The organism is Shewanella sp. YLB-07 (genome assembly GCF_009377275.1).
This window is the reverse complement of sequence record NZ_VOQB01000013.1, coordinates 150321-171614: the sequence shown is the minus strand read 5'-3', so window position 1 is coordinate 171614 and position 21294 is coordinate 150321. Positions and strand designations below refer to the sequence as shown.

The 21294-nt window shown below is 44.4% G+C and carries 18 protein-coding genes and 2 pseudogenes; 12 read left to right on the top strand and 8 right to left on the bottom strand.

Annotated elements, in window-relative coordinates; all coding sequences use genetic code 11:
- Positions 1-90: 90 nt before the first annotated feature.
- The 7 genes from FS373_RS24145 to FS373_RS24115 all read right to left on the bottom strand — a co-directional run bounded on the left by FS373_RS24145 (position 91) and on the right by FS373_RS24115 (position 7479).
- Positions 91-501, bottom strand: coding sequence for a hypothetical protein (locus tag FS373_RS24145; RefSeq protein ID WP_144048369.1), 411 nt, complete (start codon positions 499-501; stop codon positions 91-93).
- A gap of 683 nt (positions 502-1184) precedes the next feature.
- On the bottom strand, positions 1185-2129 hold the full coding sequence (locus FS373_RS24140) for an acyltransferase (protein ID WP_144048368.1): 945 nt from the start codon (positions 2127-2129) through the stop codon (positions 1185-1187).
- Positions 2130-2136: 7 nt separating this feature from the next.
- Positions 2137-3042, bottom strand: a complete 906-nt coding sequence (locus tag FS373_RS24135; protein ID WP_144048367.1) for an acyltransferase — start codon at positions 3040-3042, stop codon at positions 2137-2139.
- Between the two features lie 92 nt (positions 3043-3134).
- Entirely contained in the window at positions 3135-4658 is a 1524-nt protein-coding gene (locus tag FS373_RS24130) for a YifB family Mg chelatase-like AAA ATPase (protein ID WP_152830794.1), read from the bottom strand.
- 243 nt (positions 4659-4901) lie between these two features.
- On the bottom strand, positions 4902-5306 hold the full coding sequence (locus FS373_RS24125; RefSeq protein ID WP_144048366.1) for a MaoC family dehydratase: 405 nt from the start codon (positions 5304-5306) through the stop codon (positions 4902-4904).
- A complete protein-coding gene (phaC, locus tag FS373_RS24120; RefSeq protein ID WP_152830793.1) occupies positions 5296-7074 on the bottom strand; it encodes a class I poly(R)-hydroxyalkanoic acid synthase in 1779 nt (592 codons plus the stop codon). The genes FS373_RS24125 and phaC overlap by 11 nt, the downstream gene beginning before the upstream one ends.
- A gap of 54 nt (positions 7075-7128) precedes the next feature.
- The gene (locus FS373_RS24115) at positions 7129-7479 is read right to left on the bottom strand and encodes a phasin family protein (RefSeq protein WP_144048364.1); all 351 of its coding nucleotides are present in this window, start codon (positions 7477-7479) and stop codon (positions 7129-7131) included.
- A 698-nt stretch (positions 7480-8177) separates the two neighbouring features.
- Between FS373_RS24115 and FS373_RS24110 the strand changes: the two genes are divergently transcribed.
- The 12 genes and pseudogenes from FS373_RS24110 to FS373_RS24055 all read left to right on the top strand — a co-directional run.
- Complete coding sequence (locus tag FS373_RS24110) at positions 8178-8768, top strand: TetR/AcrR family transcriptional regulator (RefSeq protein ID WP_144048363.1); 591 nt, start codon at positions 8178-8180, stop codon at positions 8766-8768.
- A 147-nt stretch (positions 8769-8915) separates the two neighbouring features.
- Entirely contained in the window at positions 8916-10073 is a 1158-nt protein-coding gene (locus FS373_RS24105; RefSeq protein WP_152830792.1) for an iron-containing alcohol dehydrogenase, read from the top strand.
- A gap of 106 nt (positions 10074-10179) precedes the next feature.
- The gene (locus FS373_RS24100) at positions 10180-10860 is read left to right on the top strand and encodes a type 1 glutamine amidotransferase domain-containing protein (RefSeq protein WP_144048361.1); all 681 of its coding nucleotides are present in this window, start codon (positions 10180-10182) and stop codon (positions 10858-10860) included.
- Positions 10861-10871: 11 nt separating this feature from the next.
- On the top strand, positions 10872-11498 hold the full coding sequence (locus FS373_RS24095; protein WP_152830791.1) for a glutathione S-transferase family protein: 627 nt from the start codon (positions 10872-10874) through the stop codon (positions 11496-11498).
- 336 nt (positions 11499-11834) lie between these two features.
- Positions 11835-12383 (top strand): class IV adenylate cyclase, encoded by a 549-nt coding sequence (gene cyaB, locus FS373_RS24090; protein WP_144048359.1) that lies wholly within the window; start codon positions 11835-11837, stop codon positions 12381-12383.
- Between the two features lie 36 nt (positions 12384-12419).
- Positions 12420-13475, top strand: a complete 1056-nt coding sequence (locus FS373_RS24085) for an NAD(P)H-dependent flavin oxidoreductase (RefSeq protein WP_227993209.1) — start codon at positions 12420-12422, stop codon at positions 13473-13475.
- Between the two features lie 460 nt (positions 13476-13935).
- Positions 13936-15207, top strand: coding sequence for a YeeE/YedE family protein (locus FS373_RS24080; protein ID WP_322619558.1), 1272 nt, complete (start codon positions 13936-13938; stop codon positions 15205-15207).
- A gap of 233 nt (positions 15208-15440) precedes the next feature.
- The gene (locus tag FS373_RS24075) at positions 15441-16418 is read left to right on the top strand and encodes a transposase (RefSeq protein WP_152830790.1); all 978 of its coding nucleotides are present in this window, start codon (positions 15441-15443) and stop codon (positions 16416-16418) included.
- Positions 16419-17026: 608 nt separating this feature from the next.
- The gene (locus tag FS373_RS24070) at positions 17027-17536 is read left to right on the top strand and encodes an HD domain-containing protein (RefSeq protein ID WP_152830789.1); all 510 of its coding nucleotides are present in this window, start codon (positions 17027-17029) and stop codon (positions 17534-17536) included.
- Between the two features lie 46 nt (positions 17537-17582).
- Positions 17583-18299, top strand: a complete 717-nt coding sequence (locus FS373_RS24065) for a hypothetical protein (RefSeq protein WP_152830788.1) — start codon at positions 17583-17585, stop codon at positions 18297-18299.
- Positions 18300-18402: 103 nt separating this feature from the next.
- Positions 18403-18704, top strand: a pseudogene (locus FS373_RS24060) (IS110 family transposase); the annotation flags it as partial.
- Positions 18705-18987: 283 nt separating this feature from the next.
- Positions 18988-19615 (top strand): annotated as a pseudogene (locus FS373_RS24055) (transposase); the annotation flags it as partial.
- An 860-nt stretch (positions 19616-20475) separates the two neighbouring features.
- Here the strand turns inward: FS373_RS24055 and FS373_RS24050 are convergent.
- Positions 20476-21054 (bottom strand): nucleoside triphosphate pyrophosphohydrolase family protein, encoded by a 579-nt coding sequence (locus tag FS373_RS24050; RefSeq protein ID WP_144048352.1) that lies wholly within the window; start codon positions 21052-21054, stop codon positions 20476-20478.
- Positions 21055-21294: the final 240 nt, after the last annotated feature.

Below are 21294 nucleotides of genomic sequence, written 5' to 3'. Positions count from 1 at the left end.
GACAAAATTAATAAAGGCGCTGTAAAGCGCCTTTATTGTGCCTGGATTTACCGTTCGATATTATACCGATTGGTATTCATCGCTAACCAGCTAGTTCAGTATGACTCTTGCGGTCACAGATACTGGTTGATTTGAATAGTTTCCCTTGGTTGCGATAAAGCTCTGACGAGAAAAGCTTTCGAGTTTAAGCTCATCGGTTTTCAAGCTGCCTGAGATCTGGGTGAGCTCCATGAGCTGTATCTCTCCCTGAGAGTTAATGGCAAAGTTAGCGGTAAAGTCGCCTGTAATTACTTGATCCTGAAATAATACTGACCAGTCCATCACGCCATCTTTCACAATCCAATATTGGCCGAGCTCGGATACACTAACATGCAGTACTTGCTGGGAGTGAGTGGTTGGTGCCAATATGCTGGTGCAACCCGTTATCGTTAACGAAATCATTATAATGATGCCGTTGAGCCAAGGTGATAACTTTTTCCCTGAAAACATTAAATTTCTCATTATTTTTACATCTTTAAGATTTATTTGTCTGGTTGAAGGATTTCAGTAGACATAAGCATCAAATAATAACTTTTCATCAACATAACCAGTCAAGAAATGACCTTGGGTGGTTTGTCGGCATGTTATAGAGGATTAGCTTAGTCACTAAATGTATCAATTTTACCGCGCGTAGCTGTTACGTCTGTTAATTGATCGCTTCTTAATTATAACGTTTAGAAACTTCCTTAAACAGAAGATTTTTATACTAAATTTGAATTTATGGGATCACAGTACATAAATTATTGGGTTTGATGGCAAAAGTATTTGGTCAATTGTGCCGGCTGCTGTGATTTGGATGTCTTTCGGATGGATGAAATTGGTGGATAGGAGATGTTATACCATTCCATATAAGTATCTGGTCAGTTCAGAGACTCTCAGATTTTTCAATTCAAGGCACATTGATGAGGAAATGGTTATTCCCTTTTAAGTCAATGTAACACAGAAGTGGAAACGCTGAGAGCCTCACGCAGTGCGGGTTTCAAAGCCCTTTATGCTGCGTTGAATGTTCTCGATATAGAATAACTATTAGCTTCAAACATTCGTCTTGCCTACAGTGCCTTGAACTCCCGCTGAATGATCAGATACTTACTCGGAATGGTATTAAGCCGAACAATCTAGGTCATGTTCGGCTAAACCGGATTAATCTATTGGTTAAGGCTTTGCTTTGCGTTTGTTGAATCAGCCTCTACTGCACCATGTTTTATCATCAACTGATGGATCTGCTCATCTTTCTCTTCCCAGACTTGATTTAACCAACGCTGGAAATCGACTCGGCACTGAGGCTCAGAAAAGTAGCGTTTGTTATCGACTTCAGGAACCGGAAGTATCTGAACTCTGATGACTACCTTCTTAATTTTACCGTGCATGACTTCCGATAGAGGATCGTCTTTCGCCTCAGGATAGACCACAGTGACATTAAGCAAATTGGTAAATTGTTCGCCCATGGCCGATAGCGTGAAGGCTATGCCGCCCGCCTTGGGGCGTAATAGATATCGGTAGGGAGAGTCTTGACGTCTATGCTTCTCTTTGGTGAAGCGACTGCCCTCGACATAGTTGATGATAGAGGTGGGCATGGTTTTAAACTTCTCACAGGCGCGTCTGGTAGAGATAAGGTCTTTACCTTTAAGCTTGGGATTCTTCTTTAGTTTTGCCGGGCTGGTTCGGCTCATGAATGGCATGTCTAAGGCCCAGCAGCCCAGTCCGATAAATGGAATGTACATCAATTCACGCTTGAGGAAAAACTTAAGCATAGGGATATTATTTCGCAGTACATAAGTTTGTACTGCGATATCCAAACCACTGAGGTGGTTACTGATGAGTAGATACCAGGATTTTTTATCCAAGTTCTCCAGCCCTTCGATGTCCCACTCTATGTCGGCAAGCAGGTGGAGAATGCCTCCATTACCGGTAGCCCAAGCCCACATAAAGCGATTCATAAGCTTAGTGAGCAAGTCGCGTCCCGCAGTAAAAGGAACAAACAACTTAATTATTCCACCAAGACTAATCAACCCAGCCCAAATGGTGGTATTGATGATTAATAGGAGTGAGCTCATAAAAAAGAGCACTGAACCAGGTAAAAAATTTAGCATCTTGAGGTCACACCTTCTGGTTTACGGCTTTTTCTTGGGCCAACAAATCAAGGGTCTTATCTTTCTCTAGCCAAAGTTGATTTAGTTGCTCCTGGAAAGCAATTTTAAACTCACGGTCTTTCATATAATCACCACGCATCGCCGTTGGGATCTCTGACACGCTGATATGCACATGCACTTCTTTTACCTGGCCACTGATGTATTCCCAGTAAGTTGGCACTTTCTCAGGATAGTAGATGGAGACATCGACCAACTTGTGAATATGCTCACCCATAGCCGAGAGGGCGAATGCCAGGCCGCCGGCCTTAGGCTTTAGCAGGTGTTTAAACTGTGAGTTTTGTTTTCTATGTTTGTCGGCTTTAAAGCGTGTGCCTTCGACAAAATTCATCACGCTGACAGGCTTAGACTTAAACTTAGCGCAGGCCTTGCGGGTGATCTCAATGTCTTTGCCCCTTAGCTTAGGGTTCTTTCTCAGTTGGGCCGTGCTGTAGCGACGCATGAAAGGAAAATCTAATGCCCACCAGGCTAATCCCAAGAATGGCACAAAGATCAGCTCCTTCTTGAGGAAGAACTTCAGGAAAGGAATCTTACGGTTCAGCACTCGTTGCAAAATTAAAATATCGACCCAAGATTGGTGATTGGCTATGACCATGTACCACTCTTTTGTCGAGAGTTCTGCATCGCTATGGATGTGCACATTTACCGGGTGAAAGATACGTTCTATTACACCGTTAATGGTGATCCAGCTGGTGGCACAACTGTCTAATAAGCTAGAGCAGGTGGTTCTGACCGCTGGGATAGGTATGAGTTTAATTGGGCTAAATATGATGATAGGAAGTACCCATAAAATAGTATTCACTAGCCAACACACGAACGCCAGACTGCCTCTGATTAATGACAAAACTCTACCCACCTAGTATCCCCCGACAAAATTGGAGACTTATAATATACCAATTGCATTAGATATGTAATTAATCCTGAGGGATTCACGCCGTGTGGCTAAGGTTAATATTGCGCCTTTAAGTTATTTAACAGTCGATCCATGGCTCTGTAGCCCAAGGCTTGAGCTATGTGTCTGCGTTCGACGGCTACACTCTGCTGTAAGTCGGCGATGGTGCGTGCGACTCTTTGTAAGCGATGATAGCTTCTTACCGATAAGCCTAACTTGTTGACGCTCATCTCCAGAAAAAGCAGGTCGGCCTGTTTGAATTGTCCTAATTGTTTAAGCTGCTTCCCGGTTAAGTCACTGTTGAGCACTCCTGCCCGCGCCAGTTGTGATTCTCTGGCCATTTTTACTCGCAGTGCTATTGATGCACTGGTTTCAGTCGAGGGCTCGATTTTGGTCAAGGCTCCGGGCGGGAGACGAGGGACCTCAATGGTGAGATCGAACCTGTCTAAGAAGGGGCCAGATAAGCGAGATAGGTATCTTTGTATCTGATCTGGCGTAGCTCTGGCATTATCGATATCGCCACATGGACTCGGGTTCATTGCCGCTATCAGTTGAAAGCGGCTGGAAAATTTAAGCTTAGCCGCAGCGCGGGAGATGACCACCTCGCCACTTTCCATGGGCTCACGCAGACAGTCCAGAACTTTGCGAGGAAATTCGACCACCTCGTCGAGGAAGAGTACGCCTCTGTGAGCCAAAGATATTTCGCCAGGTTTGGGATGAGTGCCGCCGCCAACCAAAGAGACCGCAGAACTTGTGTGGTGGGGGTTGCGAAAGGGGCGTTTGTAAAAGGATTTGGGCTCGATAGCCTGACCCGCCACCGAATGTAAGGTGGCGACCTCCAGAGCCTCATCGTAGTTCAGTGGCGGTAATAGCTGCATTAAGCGACTGGCAAGCATACTCTTGCCGGTTCCTGGAGGTCCTAGAAGCATTACGTTATGATTGCCAGCCGCGGCAATTTCCAACCCCAGCTTGGCCTGATATTGACCGATGACATCGCTGAAGCAGAGATGAGTGTCGATATCTTCCGCTTCTATCCACTCCAGCCCTGGCTCTATGCCAGGCAACCTCGTCTGTCCGTGCAGGTATTCGCTTAAACCTTGCAGGTGAGTGGCAAAAAAAACCTTATTGAAACCGACTAATTCGGCATCGGCTCGATTATCCAGGGGGATCACCAGGCGGGTACCTAGTTTTCGCGCCTCAACAATGACAGGTAGCAGACCCTGGCAATGCTTTATATGGCCAGACAGGGCTAACTCGCCAACAAACTCATGATCTTTTAGTGCGTTTTTGGGGATTTGTTTCGATGCCGCCAGAATGCCGATGGCAATGGGTAGATCGTAACGACCACCTTGCTTGGGAAGATCGGCAGGTGCTAGGTTTACTGTGATGCGGCGCATGGGGAATTCGAATCCGGCATTAATAATCGCGCTGCGAACACGCTCTTTGGCTTCCTTGACTGAAGTCTCCGGTAAACCGACCAGATTGAATGCGGGTAAACCATTGCTGAGATGAACTTCGACGGTAACCGGAGGGGCATCGACTCCCTTATTAGCTCTGGTAGCGACACAGGCGATGGCCATAAACAAATCCTTTTGTCTAGCTAAACTGCTTATTTTAAGTCACTGCTTCAGTGATCTAATCTGAGTGATTTATGTTAAGTGACTTATTCTAAGTGATTTGGGTTTAAGTGTTTAATCAGTATTTTAGCTGCTGTAATGAGTGTAGCAGGTAAAATAGGGCAAGTGATATGGAGAGGGTAACTTGGTCGCTTGATAAAATAGCAATGCCTGAGCATTGCTATCTAGCTGACATATTCTTAAGTTTTAAACGGCTTGAGCCAGCTTAACGGTTGCTTCACCAGATATGGTCAACTCCATTTGCTGGTTAAACACTTCAGTGAGCAAGGTCACTATGGGCTTGTCTTCTCGAATCTGGGTCACGGTCACTTTGGCTGTGACTGATTCACCGACATAAATAGGCTTAGTAAACTTGATTGTCTGACCCAAATAGATACACCCTTTTCCCGGAAGCTTACTGGCTAACAGACCCGAGATCAGGCTGGATGCTAGCATGCCATGAACGATAGGCTTGCCAAATTGCGTGGTTGCCGCATATTCCTCATCGAGATGCACCGGATTAAAGTCTTCGGCAATCTTGGCGAAAGCCGCCACGGTTTCGGCATCGATGGTTTTTTCAATCGTCTCGGTATCGCCAATTTTAATCTTCATGTGATACTTCCTCTTTAGTTGCCTGGATGACGTCTGCAATACGTTGTTTTACATAAGTGCCCGGGGCGTCCAATTCACCTTGAAGAGTACGTGGTTCAATGCGCTCGCCGAAGTTGCGTTCATCGGCCCAGGTTTGCCAGTGCTGCCACCAGGAGCCGTCATGTTTATCGGCGGTACTCAGCCAATCTCTGGCATCCAGCTTGGTATCGGCATTTGTCCAGAAACCGTATTTCTGAGCATCCGGGTGATTCATAGGTCCGGCGATATGGCCACTCTCGCCCAGGACGAAGGTGCTATCGCCACCGAGCAGATGATTACCTTGGTATGTGCCTTGCCATAATGCGATGTGATCTTCGATAGCCGACATGAAATACACAGGAGCATTGACCTTTTGCAGATCTATAGCGACATTGCCTACCTTGAATTTTCCCTTCTCACAGAGCTCATTATTGAGATAGAACTGCCTCAACATCTGGTTATGACAGGCCGCTGTGATATTGGTGTTATCGCTATTCCAGAAGAGTAAGTCGAAAGCCATCGGGCTTTCACCCTTAAGATAATTGGTGATGTAGTAGTTCCAATACAGGGCATTTTCTCGTAGCAGGCTAAAAGATACCGCCATCTGTCGGCCGTCCATATAGCCTTTAATATTATTTTGAGCCTCGATGGCACTGATCATCTGGTCACTGATAAACACGCCTAACTCACCGGGATGAGAGAAGTCGAGCATAGTCGTTAGCAAGGTTGCAGACTTAATCCTCTGTTTAGTGCGCTTAGCCGCCATATAAGCCATCGTCGTGGTCAGTAATGTGCCGCCAATGCAGTAGCCGATACCGTTGACCTCACGCTCGCCTGTCTGCTTTTCAATGGCATCCAGTGCTGGGATCACACCTTGTAGCACATAATTCTCAAAACCCGTTGCAGCCATCTCGGCATTAGGGTTAGTCCAGGACATACAAAATACGGTATGGCCCTGGGCAACGAGCCAACGGATATAGGAGCGTGACTCTCGTAGATCCATGATGTAGTACTTGTTGACGAATGGCGGGACTATGAGCAAGGGACGTTTATAAACCGTGTCTGTGGTCGGCTGATATTGGATCAGTTCGAATAACTCATTTTGAAATACGACCTTGCCTGGAGTGGCTGCGATATTCTCTCCTAATATGAAGGCCTTCTCATCTGTCATTCTAATGTTCAGGGTGTCGGCGCTTTGAGATAAGTCTTTGGCCAGTTGTTCAAAGCCACGAGCAAGATTTTCCCCATTCGTTTCCAGAGTCAGCTTGAGTATTTCTGGATTGGTCATGACGAAATTTGTTGGTGCCATGGCATTGAGAAACTGACGTGTAAAAAATTCGAGTCGATGTCGGGTTGGGTCATCGAGATCATCGGCAGAAGCGATTGAAGCTTCTATATTTTTACAGGTCAGCAGGTAACTTTGTTTAATGTAATTGTGAAAGGCATTCTCGCTCCAGGCTGGATCGCTGAAGCGTCGATCGGCTTTTTTATCTGTATCCGTTTGATCTGAGCAGGCACCTGTCACACAGGTATTAAACAGTTCCATCTGCTGCTGCCACCACTGCATCTGTTGCTCAAGGTGTGTCATCGGCTGATTACTGAAAGATTGCATCAGAGAGGCAAAATCTTGAGTCTGATTCTCCAGCAGGGCTTTTTGAGTCGGAGATTGGGATTGCAGCGGTTGTAGAAACTGCTGGTTCATTTTAAGGAGTTGATCGAATACATGGTGAAAGGGGGATTGATTAGTCATGAGTATTTTCCTCAATGGGATACCAGCAAAAGCGGCCCCTGAGGCCGCACGAAATTACTTTGCAGGTTTAGCCGCTTTAGTACTTTCATTCACATACTGATCGGCTGCCTGTTTGAAGGACTGGCCGATTTGAGTGAACTTCTGACTGTCTTCCATCAGTTGCTGGCTCACCTTAGTGATCAACTCGAGTTGTTTAGAACCGTGAGTCGCCAGGCTCTGTCCATCGCTAATCGATGTAGCACTCTTGACCTGCTCATTTCCTAGCGTGCTGTAGGCCTTCAGGCTTTCAAGCTGAATGCGTGAAAGCTGCTCGATATTCTCTGCGACTAGTTGGTTAAATTGGTTTAAAGGGGCAAACACTTGTTGTAGCTGGTCATTAAAAGATTTAAACATTTCCTGATTCATCGCTTTTATCTCCACTGTTAATCTACTTTGTCTTTGGCCCATTAGCCGACATCCCGTGTAATAAGCGATATCCAAACAAGTTGTAAAAACAAAAACGTTAAACAATTGTTTGAATTGCTTACGTTGCCGATACTGACAAGCAAAAATGACAATGTCATTACTTAATTTAACTCGTTGAATATATTTGTTAACATGATATTGATGATTTGATTTAAAACATTGGCAGTACTTGTTAAGGAACTCGCAATGTATCTAGCGTTGAAGCGTTTTGTTATTTGATCGTCTTGTTTGAAATTCTAATTCAAAAAACAATGTAAATATTTTTATATGTAATAAATAGTTGTGTTTATTTATTATCTCTTATCTGTTTTTATATCTTTAATCTGTATTTTTAATCTATTAATTACAAAAGTAACACTTGTGGTGATTAATATTCTTAGCGTGATTTATTTGGCTGATGTCAATTAATTAAAAGATATTTAGTGCAAACAGACATATATAATATGAGTCATATACGTGAATAAGTCCGGACTAAATTTAATAGCTTACCTCCTTATTCGTCGATAATATTGTGGCTCTAATATCCGAGTTCAAATCAAGCAAGCGAATGACTTGCGGTACATGCTCGACTCACAGGTCTGATAGGATAAAAAAGAACCACTAGACGACTGGTCTAATTTGTCGTAGAATCGCTTCCTATGAAAACAGAATCACCGACACAATCCACTCGTCAGCATATCCTCGACGTAGGCTACAAGCTTATTGTCGCCAAGGGATTTTCCTGTATGGGACTATCGCAACTACTGCAAGCGGCAGAAGTGCCAAAGGGCTCCTTTTACCATTATTTCAAATCGAAAGAGCAATTTGGTGAAGCGCTTATCCAAGGTTACTTCGAAGGTTATAAAGCTGAGCTCGATAGCCTGTTTGGCAATACTAGCTTGAGCGGTTATGAACGTCTGATGACGTATTGGCTGAGATGGCTGACTGCACAGACCCAAGGTTGTATCGATCAGAAGTGTTTGGTGGTTAAGCTCAGCGCTGAGGTGGCCGACTTGTCTGAGGCTATGCGTTTAGCGCTACTCAAAGGCTCCGCCGGCGTGATTCAGCGCCTGACCGATTGCATTACCGCAGGTATCGAAGATGGGTCCATCGCGGAGCAAGATCCACAATCTACAGCCGAAATGCTGTATCACATGTGGTTAGGTGCCAGTTTGATGAACAAATTGGGCCATAGCCCGGATGCACTCGATAGGGCCATACAAACGACTCAATCAGTCCTGCAACCTTAAGTTCGTACACTAATAAATTATTAGACTCCCGCGTGCCTGGTTAAGGTGCGCGGGGATTTTTTTCAATAAATACTAGACGACTGGTCTATTTTGTCTAATTAGACAATAGATTGGTTTCAAATAAGATCATTTATGTGAGGCAATGCCATGTTAAATTTCGATTACTACAACCCTACCCGCATCAGCTTTGGTGAGGGGAAAATTAGTGAACTAGATAAGTTAGTCCCACAGGGTGCCAAAGTCTTAGTGTTATTTGGCGGTAACAGTGCCCGAAAAACCGGTACTTTAGACGAAGTTAAACAGGCCCTGGGTCAACGTGAACTCATTGAGTTCGGTGGGATAGAGCCTAACCCAACCTATGAGACCTTGATGCAGGCGGTCGAGGTCGTCAAAGCAGAGAAGATCGACTTCTTATTGGCTGTGGGCGGCGGGTCTGTGATTGATGGCACTAAGTTTGTCGCTGCGGCGGCTGTTTTTGAGGGTGAACCTTGGGATATCTTGCTTAATTGGGGCGCGAATGTCACTCAGGCCATGCCTTTTGGCACAGTGTTAACGTTGCCGGCTACTGGCAGCGAGATGAATAATGCCAGCGTGGTGACCCGTAAATCCATCAAGGCCAAACTGCCATTCCGTAACGATCTTGTGTATCCGCAGTTTTCGGTATTGGATCCGACTAAGACCTATACCTTACCTGAGCGTCAGGTAGCTAACGGCGTCGTCGATGCTTTCGTGCATATCACCGAGCAATATCTGACATACCCGGTGAATGCTGCGGTTCAAGACAGAATAGCCGAAGGCCTACTCCAGACGCTTATAGAGTTAGGTCCTCAGGTACTCGTTAATCCTGATGACTATGACATACGTGCCAACTTGATGTGGGTCGCTACGACGGCGCTCAATGGCACCATAGGTAGCGGTGTTCCCCATGATTGGGCGACACATATGATCGGTCACGAGCTCACGGCTCTGTATAACATGGACCATGCCCGTACCTTGGCGGTCATTCTGCCATCCTTACTGACGCTGACTAAAGACGCTAAGCGTGAAAAGTTACTGCAATTTGCTCATCGTGTGTGGCATCTGCAGCAAGGTAGCGATGATGAAAAAATTGAACTCGCGATCACTAAGACCCGCGACTTCTTCGAGGCCATGGGGATCCCGACTCGACTCTCGGATTATGACTTAGGTAAAAAAGATGTCGATGCCGTCGTCGCGCAATTAGAAGTGCACGGCATGGTGGCACTCGGTGAACATGAAAATATTGACCTAGCCATGAGTCGCGATATTTTAACCTTAGCGCTATAACTTGTTTGAATCGGTTTCAACACAAGCCGTCGAGTACGGCTTGTTAGTTCGGCTAACGACTAATACCTTTCGGTATGAAATTACTTTTGAATATTAAGGATCGAAAATGAACATTCTTATGGTACTGACCTCTCACGATAAACTCGGCGATACTGGCCTTAAGACAGGCTTTTGGTTAGAAGAGTTTGCCGCGCCTTTCTATGCATTTAAAGATAAAGGCCACAGCATTACATTGGCATCCCCCTTAGGTGGCCAGCCACCACTGGACCCTAAGAGTGATGAAGTCGATTTTCAAACGGCGGCGACACATAGATTCGCCAAAGACTCAGCATCTCAGGCGCTACTGGCTAACACCCAGATATTAAATACTATCAATGCCGAGGATTATGACGCGGTATTTTATCCCGGTGGTCATGGCCCATTATGGGATCTGGCCGAAGATAAAGATTCTATCGCACTGATTGAAGCGGTCCATCAGGCAGGCAAGACGCTTGGGCTAGTATGTCATGCACCAGCGGCGCTACTGCATCCCAAAGGGACCGATGGCAAGCCGTTAGTCGATGGCAAGCAAGTCACAGGGTTTAGCAACTCAGAAGAAGATGCAGTGCAGCTGACCGATATAGTGCCTTTCTTAGTGGAAGATATGCTGCAACAGCAGGGTGGCACATATGTGAAAGGCGATGATTGGGCAAGCTTTATTGTCACCGACGGCAACTTGATCACGGGTCAAAACCCGGCATCATCGGATGCGGTAGCCCATGCCATGATGGCGCAACTTAACCGCTAAGGAAGACAGTTATGATCACCTTGCACCATCTGAATAAGTCGCGTTCTAAACGTATCATCTGGTTACTCGAAGAGCTGGGTCAGGCTTATGAGATCAAGAGCTATCAACGTGATAGCCAGACATTTTTGGCGCCACCAGAGCTTAAGCAGATCCATGCTCTGGGTAAGTCTCCTGTTATCGAGTTCGACGGTCAGGTTATCGCCGAGTCAGGTGCGATAACCGAGTATCTGATCGAGCGATTCGCGGCCGATAGCTTAGCGCCCGCTCGTGACAGCCAAGATTATATCGATTATCTACAATGGCTCCACTTCGCCGAAAGCTCGGCAATATTGCCGTTGTTATTGCGTATGTTCGTCGAAAAAGATGGCTGCACCACTAACTTCCTCGAAGGCTATGCTAAGGTGGAAGTCGAGAAGGTGCTGAATTATTTCAACGCTATGCTCGAAGATAAAACCTATTTAGTCGGTGGTAAACTCAGCGGTGCGGATATCATGATGTCCTTTATCGTTGAGATAGTGCAAAACAATGGTGAGTTAGGCCAGTACCCTCATATCGAACGCTATGGGGCGTTATTAAGTCAGCATCCTCATTGGTTAAAGTCGGTTGAGATCGAAGCCAGGCTTGATGCGTCGGCTTAATAACCTGGTGTCTTAAAGCAGAGTAAACAAGCTCATTAGGTTGAGCTTGTTTAATTTTAGAATTAGCCTTTCATCAAAACCTCTAAATTCACTTATATAAAACTAGATAACCCAAGCTATTAGTAAAAGCTGATAGCAAAATATATAGCTGAAATCTATTTTGTTTTAATTATAAATTAACCAAGTAAATGACGTGGAGGCACAAGTCTGACGAGCCAGTTATTAACGCCAGAAATGTACCATATGGTCGTTTTTCTATCTCTGATTTGACTGATGCTTTTTGTTATCTAAGGGAGTAATATTTCAGCCTCTCAGGAATATAAGAAGTAGCATTCTATGAACAAGCATTTCGAAGGTAGATTTGAAGTTGAACTCAAGTATCGATTGAGTAACAGAGAGGGGTTTATTAAGGCATTAGCCGCTATGGCGCCTGAAGTGATGCACGAAGATAATCTGGAGCAGGATACTTACTTCGATCTGCCGGATTTAAGTCTGGAGAGCCAAAACAAATCTGTTTGTATCCGTGATATTCAACCCTCCGGCATCATGCTTTGGATAGTAAAGGGACCGGAAGCTGATCGCTGTGAAGCGGTAAATATCAATAATGCTACCAAAGCCAGAAGCATGCTCAGTACCATGGGCTATCGCCAGGTTCTGGAAGTGAAGAAGCTGCGCAGCATCTATTTTCTCGGAAAGTTTCACGTCACTGTAGACAGGCTCGAAGGCCTTGGGAATTTTGCCGAGCTTGCCATCATGACCGAAGATGAATCCAAGTTGGAGAGCTATCGATTGCAGCTCCTATCTCTGGCCGGGGAGCTGGGCTTGTCTTCTGAGCAGCTGGAAGTGCGTTCATACCGAGAGCTTCAAACGGAACTTGTGACTTAAGTTAATTCATATATATGATTGAAATGGAGTAGCAACATGATGCGTATACAAGAGCTCTTAGGTGTAGATTTACCTATTATTCAGGCCCCGATGGCCGGGGTTCAGAACAGTAAACTGGCATTGGCGGTCTCTTCCGTCGGCGCTCTGGGCTCTATTCCCTGCGCCATGCTCAGTCACGATGCCTTGAGGGCAGAGTTGAGCCATATTCAGTCGCAAACCCAAGCTCCCATCAATGTGAATTTTTTCAGTCATCATCAAGCCGAATTAAACGTCGAACGTGATGCTATATGGCGCAGGACCTTAGCCCCCTATTTTAGAGAATATTCCATCGACAGCGACGCATTACCCGAGGGGCCTAGCCGCCAACCGTTCAGCAATACCGTCGCAGATATCCTGGAGGAGTTTCGACCTCGAGTGGTGAGTTTCCACTTTGGTCTGCCTGAAAAAGCCCTGCTTGCACGGGTAAAAGCCTGGGGCGCGACAGTATTGAGTACGGCGACGACGCTGGAGGAGGCCCTCTGGCTCGAAGCCAATGGCGCCGACGCCATCATAGCTCAAGGTTTAGAGGCTGGTGGTCACAGGGGCATGTTCCTGTCAGAGGAGCTTGGTCTGCAGGTGAGTACCTACTCACTGCTACAACAAATTCTGGCACGGGTCAGCTTGCCCGTAATAGCGACAGGCGGCATTGTTGACGCCAAAGGCGTAAGCGCAGCTCTCTCACTCGGCGCGGCGGCGGTACAAGTCGGCACCGCTTATCTGTTGTGTGATGAAACCAACACCAGCACGCTACACAGGCAAGCCATCAAGAGTAATCGCTCACATAAAACGGTTATCACCAACCTGTTCTCCGGCAAACCGGCCCGTGGCATCGTCAACCGGGTCATACATGAGCTTGGTCCCATAAGCGAGCTCGCCCCAGAATTTCCCCATGCCGCCACTGCGATAACAGCTATCAGACAGCAAGCCGAAGCCCAAGGCTGCAGTGACTTCTCTCCACTCTGGTGCGGCCAAAACACCACAGGCTGCAAAGAGATCTCGGCAGCTGAGCTAACTTTGGAGTTAGCCAGAGGTGTTCTTTGTCTTGCCAGCTAGCAAGTTTCAAATAGCTTTGTAGATTGGGCTCATTTAGCTCTCTTGGTACTTGGTGGTTTGCTAAGTACCATAGCTGAGTTGTAATCAAACGCCTGCCCGGCGAGGGATGTGCACTCTTTACTTCGAGAAAGTTCTGTGACTCGCCGCAAGCACAATCCCTGTGGGCTCTGCCGTGACATCCTTGTCACGGAAGGTCACAGCCGCGTTCACACCTGAGTGTTTATCTCTTCGATTTTAGTGATAGCTAATTAGCAACTACCCCTTTGTTTGGTGCTCTTAATACAAGCGCATGAGTTATTACAAAGGGGTCTATCTAAAACACGCTATAGCGATAGACAGAAACAGCTAGATTCACCACAATCTGCAACCTAAATGACAGGAACGGCAAAGCGTTTGAAAAGCATAACGTTTTGTTTGTTTTTTGTTTGGCATTTGTTATTGAGTGTGGTTGGTTAGTCTTGTGGTTATAAATAAGAATCAAGCGGTGATGGCCGTAACAATTTTACTGTTGACGTTAGTGGTTGGCGCAACTCAGTTAGCCAATGACGGGCTCTTTTTACGTTTGTTATTAGGGCTCAGCTTAGGCTTTGCTTTAGCCAAAGGAGCCGTTGGTTTTGCCGGTAGTATTAACCGAGCTTACCGCCGAGGTTCAACGCAGTTATTGCAAACCCTGATGTTTATGTTTGTGATCACTGCAATCATCAATGCCGGTTTACTGCTTAATGCTGACAGCCAGCACTATAATTTATGGATTAATCCTATCAATGCAGGGCTGCTCATTGGCGGCATCATGTTTGGCGCAGGCATGAGCTTATCAAGCTGCTGCGCAACCGGCGTGATGGTGGAGCTTGTCAGTGATGTCCCAAGAGCTGCAACGACATTGGTATTTTTTGGCGCTGGCGTCTTCTTTGGCTTTCCATTACAAAGCAGCCAAAGCTGGATAACAGATTCGTGGTTTTCATCAGCAAGCTATCAAGGTAAAGGCGTCTTTTTACCTGACTTATTTGCTGGTACACCGCTGAATGGTTATTTTATGTCTATATTAGTGACCCTATTTTTAGCGTTAAGCGTAGTGGTTATTGCCAAAAAGTATGAAAACTATCGCCGCCGCAATGGCTCATATTTAGGTGTGTCGGGTGAAATTGAGCGGCAAAATATTCAACATCAAAGCAATCAAAACGGCGAAGATAAATCGTTTAGATTATTCAGCCGTGAAACATATCAAAACTGGTTCGCTAATCTCTGGCAAATGCGCACCACCGCGTTAGTCATAGCGGTTATTTTTGGCATCATGATGGCAAGTACCGGCTCAGGCTGGGGAGCGTCGATACCCTTTGGTATCTGGTTCGCAAAGGGATTGATGTTCTTTGGGGTCGAATTAAGCACCATTACCGAGATAAGCCAGCGACCTGAAGCTATGTTTACCACGCCGTTTTTTGAACATGGCGTGTCAGTGCAAAACTTGGCTATTTTATTAGGCACCTTAATAGCGGTGTTGTTTATGGGTAAGTTTAAGTTTTCATTTACCCTAAACCACTCAGCTAAACAGCTGGCGCTTTTTGCTTTAGGTGGATTATTAATGGGATTTGGTACTCGTTTTGCCAATGGCTGTAATGTGGGAGCATTGTTCACCCCTATCGCTAACTTCTCATTATCTGGATGGGTGTATTTACTGGTAATGATTGGTGGTGCTATCGCAGGCAACCGTTTCCAGCAAGCGGTGATGAAGTAACTCACTGTTAGATCGCTACGCTGCGAGGTCGTTCGCAAGCTCACTGCTAGAACGCTACGCTGCGAGTTAACGGTTCACCGAATACGGAACGCTGCGCTCACAGATAAAGCGATAAGGGACAGAGCGGAACAAAGTTTACACTGACCCTGATATAAACAGTGCCACCCAGACTTAATGGCGTATTTTCACCCCTCTTACTAAGCTTTAATGAAGAGCTTAAGTGGGAGATTGTTATGCCGCGTCCAAGAAGAACTCAAGTCAGTATTGAAGACACGCCAATGTACCATTGCTGTAGTAGGGTAACCAGAAGAGCCTTCCTTTTTGGATATGATGAGCTTACTGGTAAGAACTATGACCATAGGCGTGGCTGGGTTGAATCTCAGTTACTGAAATTATCGGATGTGTTTGCTATAGATATTGCAGCCTATGCAGTGATGTCTAATCATCTACATGTTGTTCTTAGTGTTGATATTTATGAGTCAAATCGTTGGACTGACAAAGAAGTGGTTAAGCACTGGCATCAAATATTTTTGGGAACTGAAGTTACTCAAAAATTTGCTAAAGGTGAAGTGATAGAAAGCTTCGAAGTTAACAGTTTAAAGCATTCGATTGCTCTATATCGAAGTCGATTAAGTGATATCAGCTGGTTTATGCGGTCGCTCAATGAACCCATTGCCCGCATGGCAAACAAAGAAGATAAGTGTACAGGTCGTTTTTGGGAAGGACGCTTTAAAAGCCAAGCATTATTAGATGAAGCAGCTGTACTTGCCTGCATGACTTACGTAGACCTCAATCCTATCAGAGCAAAAATGGCCGATACGCCAGAGCAATCAGACTACACGAGTATTCAGCTTAGAATCCAATCCGCCCTCAATGGCAAACAACCAGCCAAACTCCTCTCTTTTATTGGTAATGAGCGCTTAAATCAACCTAAAGGGATAAACTTCACACTGAAAGACTACCTTGAATTGGTTGATGAAACAGGCCGAATGATTCGAGATGATAAGCGAGGAGCCATATCAGCCAATGCTGAAAAAATTCTGGCAAGGTTAAATATTCCTTGTGAGAATTGGTTAAAAATCACCGCTGATTTTGGCAAGTTATTTCATGGTCCAGTGGGGACATTACAAGAGCTGACGAGTTACTGTGAACATTTGGGTAAACGACGACGGCACTTTTCTCAAAACTGCCAGTATTTTCAAGCTGGCTAAGCGTTTCAATCACTCCTCCTGTTAAAGTAGGCTCATTATGAATTGAGTCAAAACCTGCTATCTGAATTTCATCATTATCGCCTCTAAATACCCACTCCCAGTACTTTTTAAGCTTCGAATAATGTATAGACCCATTCGATTGGTTTTATCGCCAAGTAGAGCATTGATAACCAGCTATACTCACTATGTTATTGATTAGCCATGGGTGGCACGATTTATTCGATTTATTGTTATTTTTGGATCACGAGGGTCGTGGAATTGATTTAGGTGGCTTATGACTGATTACAATGTAAAGAACTCAAAAATTTAAACCTAATGATATATTAAGTGGTTATAAAAGGTTCATGAAAACCCCGTGCCTTGTAACCTATCTCGACGATTTGTTTCGCTACCATCGTTTCACTTTGCTTGACTGTATAGAAATACACCCCTTGATGTGCGGTAACTGTTATCAGGGAGTAACAGCGTGTAGAGCACTAATAAAACGGTGAAGGCAGGAAAGCTATTTAATATGAGAAGTGTGAACGAAAGCTGGTTTTTTAATCTTTTTGTACATAGTAAAACTGATAATATCAAATAAAGCTTTGTTATTTTTAGGCGATAGGTAAATGGGTACATCAAATAAGCCATTACCAAGATATTTTAAATATTGGGGGAAGGCAGTAAAAAACGAAGGTGGTAGTGATGATGCGTATCATTTATTACCTTATCATTGTTTAGATGTGGCAGCCGTCGGCCAACAATTGCTCTGTTCTAATAAACCCCTTACCAAAGCTCTCGCCGATTTTCTCGAATTATCACCACAGCAGCTCAATGCATTATTTGTGTTTAGCTTAGCATTACATGATTTAGGTAAGTTCGCTTCCGCATTTCATGTGGCGGACCGGGATAACCCTCTTATCAGTGCAAGTAGTCGGTTTGACTATGATGGTTCGCAGTACAGGCACGACCGTATGGGGTTGTACTTTTGGCAAAATATAGAGTTGAGCTTTTTTGAGGCTGCCCATTCATTTATCAATAATGCCTACGCATTGATTCAACCTGATTTCCCTCTGGACATCCTTCATACACCAGAAATTACTATAGGTCAGAGTTGCTTATGTTTAAGAAACGAATGACGGCTCGATCTCAGTTTATGACAGAACCGATTAATAGAGGTGTGAAATGGCTTACGAAGCTCTAGCAGATAATTTTCAAGACGGAGATGTAATTTACGGTTTAGATGTTCCTCGAGCCGTAGCATTACAAATGCTTAAAAGCCGATATGTAAATCGAACTCAGCCAATCATAAACGTCTATTGCTGTGGATTGTTTAGCTCAACTACCACTAAAAGGTACATCATAATTCAAAATGATCTTACTAATGCAGTCTGGAATCCGAGCTTGCCCGGGAGGTATTCTAGTAATAAAAGCATTAATAGTGAGTTAGTTGACGGTCAGCGAGGAATTGCTTTTAAAAACTTCTTGGGAAATCACCCCAATTATAATGTTGCTTCTCGGCTTGATCTAGAAATTGACTTAGTAAAAAGATCTAAAAATGCATGGCAACGTACAAGTAAATCTGGGCTGGAATTCCATGTGAAATCTAAGGGTACCGTGCATTTTATCATAACAAATTTACAGATCGATGCAGTCGTATCAAAGGTAGGGTATGGTGAAAGTATAACCAGTGCAGAATTGCGTTGGTTATATAGGCATAAGAACGTGCAAGATGTTATTGGTCATGTAAAATTTTATGTGGCAGATAAAGAAGTTCTTTATCGCGATGTGTTTAATAATCCAGCTTGGGAGACTTATACATCGAGTAAGACATACGGTAGTGACTGGAAAGTTACGACAATTTCAAAAATGATTGATCTGGTGAAAAATCGACGTTGTTGAATAAATAAGAAAACAAGACTGAATGTGAGATAATTGGACTCCCCACACTAATAAAGTAAGTTAATATGATTATCAAAATGAAAATATAATCAGGGGTATTATCATGCGCAATACTATCGTTGGCGTTGATTTAGCTAAAAATGTTATCCAAGTTTGTGTTTATAGAAACAAAAAGCAATAGAGTCAGGGCATGATGGTCGCCTAATTTCAGCGAAATTAGTATCGGCAGTCAGGAAAAATCAAAAAACAGATAAAAATGACGCGTTAGCAGTCATTCAAGCCACAATGCTGCCAGATGTGAACTTTATAACGGGTAAAAGTGTTGAACAACAATTACAATCAATTAAGCGATTGAGAGAGTTGACTATAAAACAAAGGGATGCCTCTCACAAGCAAGTCGCATCCAGGGTGAGAGCGTGAACGTTTTTGAGCTATAGAAGAATGGTAAGTACTGTTTATTTATATCCAATAGGCTGTAACAGATGGCAATTTAGAATGTTTATTAAACAATCCGAGAGTGTGGATATACATTTTCAACAAAAGATTATCCAACTTATTAATCTGTACAAAACTTGTACAGCAGGCTGCAGAGAAACTATAACAATGCTCAGTTTTCACTCTCGTAACTAATCAATGTTTAGGCGCGTCAGTTTATTTTTAACATAAAATCAACTCACGCTCTTGCCCTGAAGTCGCATCCCTATTGCTTGAATTAAACTTTAGAGTGCCAAATAGCATTTCTGGTATGGAAAATTCAATTGAAGATATATTAGAGGACGCTACTAATAAGTTGTCATTTCAATAGAGAGGCCCTTAATGAGGCCATGAATCAATTAACCTCATTAGCCGAAACAGTCTCAACCTATGACCGTTGTTTAGAGATGTCAATTCAGGATCATCCTGAGTGTCAGAAGTTATTAAAACTTGAAGGTGTAGGGCCAATAAACGCGATTAATCTCTATATTGCTCTTGGTTGTGCTGATATAGGCACATTTAGCCGAGGTCGAGATGCATCAGCTTGCATAGGTGTTACCCCCATTCAGCATTCTTCAGGTGGAAAAACAAAATTAGGCACAATAGGCAAAGGGTCTAAAAATAATATACTTCGAAGCCAATTAATTACAGGGGCTATGGCGGAAGTGCGGCATATTAAAAACAAAGAAGCAAAAACAAAGAAAGAGCAGTGGCTAAAATCACTGATTGATCGGCGCGGGAATAAGTGCGCAGCCGTCGCATTGGCGAATAAAACGGTAAGAACGGCTTTTGCCATGTTAACGAAAGGGACAGAGTATAAAGCCGAATTACTGACAGTGTAAAAGGTCCATACGACAGATAAAAGAGTTCACACAATAAAAATGCATAAACGAAGATAAAAATCAGTAAGTTAAGTCAGTCGTAAGCATAGAGCCACCAACATACTTGGCAAGCTCGCTTGTGAGATTTGACAGCTTGTCCGTGTAAATATCATAGAGCCAGAGTTAGCTACTCAAAGTAGAGCTCGTACATAAGCACGCATTTATTTCTTTTGTTTATTTAGGTTTATTGTTGACAACGGGGAATCCACATAAGCTTACGCAGCAAAGGCTATAGCTTAATTGAGCAGGATTTTATTGCTGCTTAGCATGAAGGAGCACCGCGTTAGTATCTGGTATAGCTAAATTGATGAGGCCAACTTTCAGACGAGCAGTCAGCTGACAATTGATTGATAAAAAGGAGTGTATTGTCCCTGACTCGTCATTTTCGAGGGTTCTTCCACTGGACCCGATATTGAATAGAAAGGTATCACATGTCGATAATTCAAAGAAGTGAATAATCTGGTGTGAACGCGGCTGTGACCTTCGACAGCAGGGATGCTGTCGCAGAGCCCACAGGGAGCGTGCTTGAATGATATCCTATCTAAAGTGCCAGCTCGGCATCCTTGCCTCTCGCTCATAAGCACATGGCTACGCCAAATTCACCGTGTCGCAGAAGTGTTTGCACATTAGCCTGCGGCAGGCAATAGATCACAATGAAGCTATGGTTTTCAATTCAATAACCCAATATGAAAATTTAAACCGTAAGAAAGCAAAAAAGCACTCCAAATGAAGTGCTTTAAAGTCTAGGGCTGACGATGTGCAATGACCTATCTACGAAGAGATAATCCACCAGACATCAAGGAACCAAAAAAAATTAACGATTAAGCTTTAACGAGCTTTGCTAGATCTGCCGGACGATAGTAAACCGACTTTAGCACCTTGCCCTGGCGTACGATTTTACCTGCCATATCTACATCATTAGCGCACTTAGCGATAATGAAGTCGCCCTTGGTGCTGCCGACGATCTCGACGCCTTGCTTGGCGTAAAACTCGATAGTCTCTTCAAGTTCTTTCTCGTTGCGACACACCTTGCTCATGTTGCTCGAATGAACTTCGTCCCAACAGGTGATGAAGTCGATCTCGCGGTTCTTGGCCACATGTAACAGTAGGTCGATGACGTAGCTGATTTCCATGCGGTCACTGACTTGAGTTGCACCTAAGTGAACCAGGCGGCCCATCAAGACATAGACAGAATCGACGATAGCATCGGCCTGCTCCATGCGGCTGTCGGCTTCGGCAAGCTCGGTCAGCTCTTCGATGGCCAATGAAGTGTGCAGTGTATCGGCTTTATCATCCAATGTGCTCTCATCTTCGCTTGGTAAATCGAAAGTAGAGCGAAACTGGAGGATGTCACGATAAAGGTGATCGTAGAGAGGCTGAGTGAGTGCGGTAAGTTTCATTGATTCTGCCTTGAAGCCTGAGCTTTCTGTCATTAGGGTTGAGTTGAGATAACTCGAATGGCGGTGATTCTAAGTTAATGGCAGAGCAAAATAAAGCGAACTGAAGAGGGCTCGCTTGCATAACAAATGAAAATTGATACTCGACGAGTAGTTAGCCATATATTTTTTTGGCAAACTTAATTGATTATGCTGCTGAGCACTCCGCTAGCGACATCCTGATGGGTGACTTTACCATCCCGC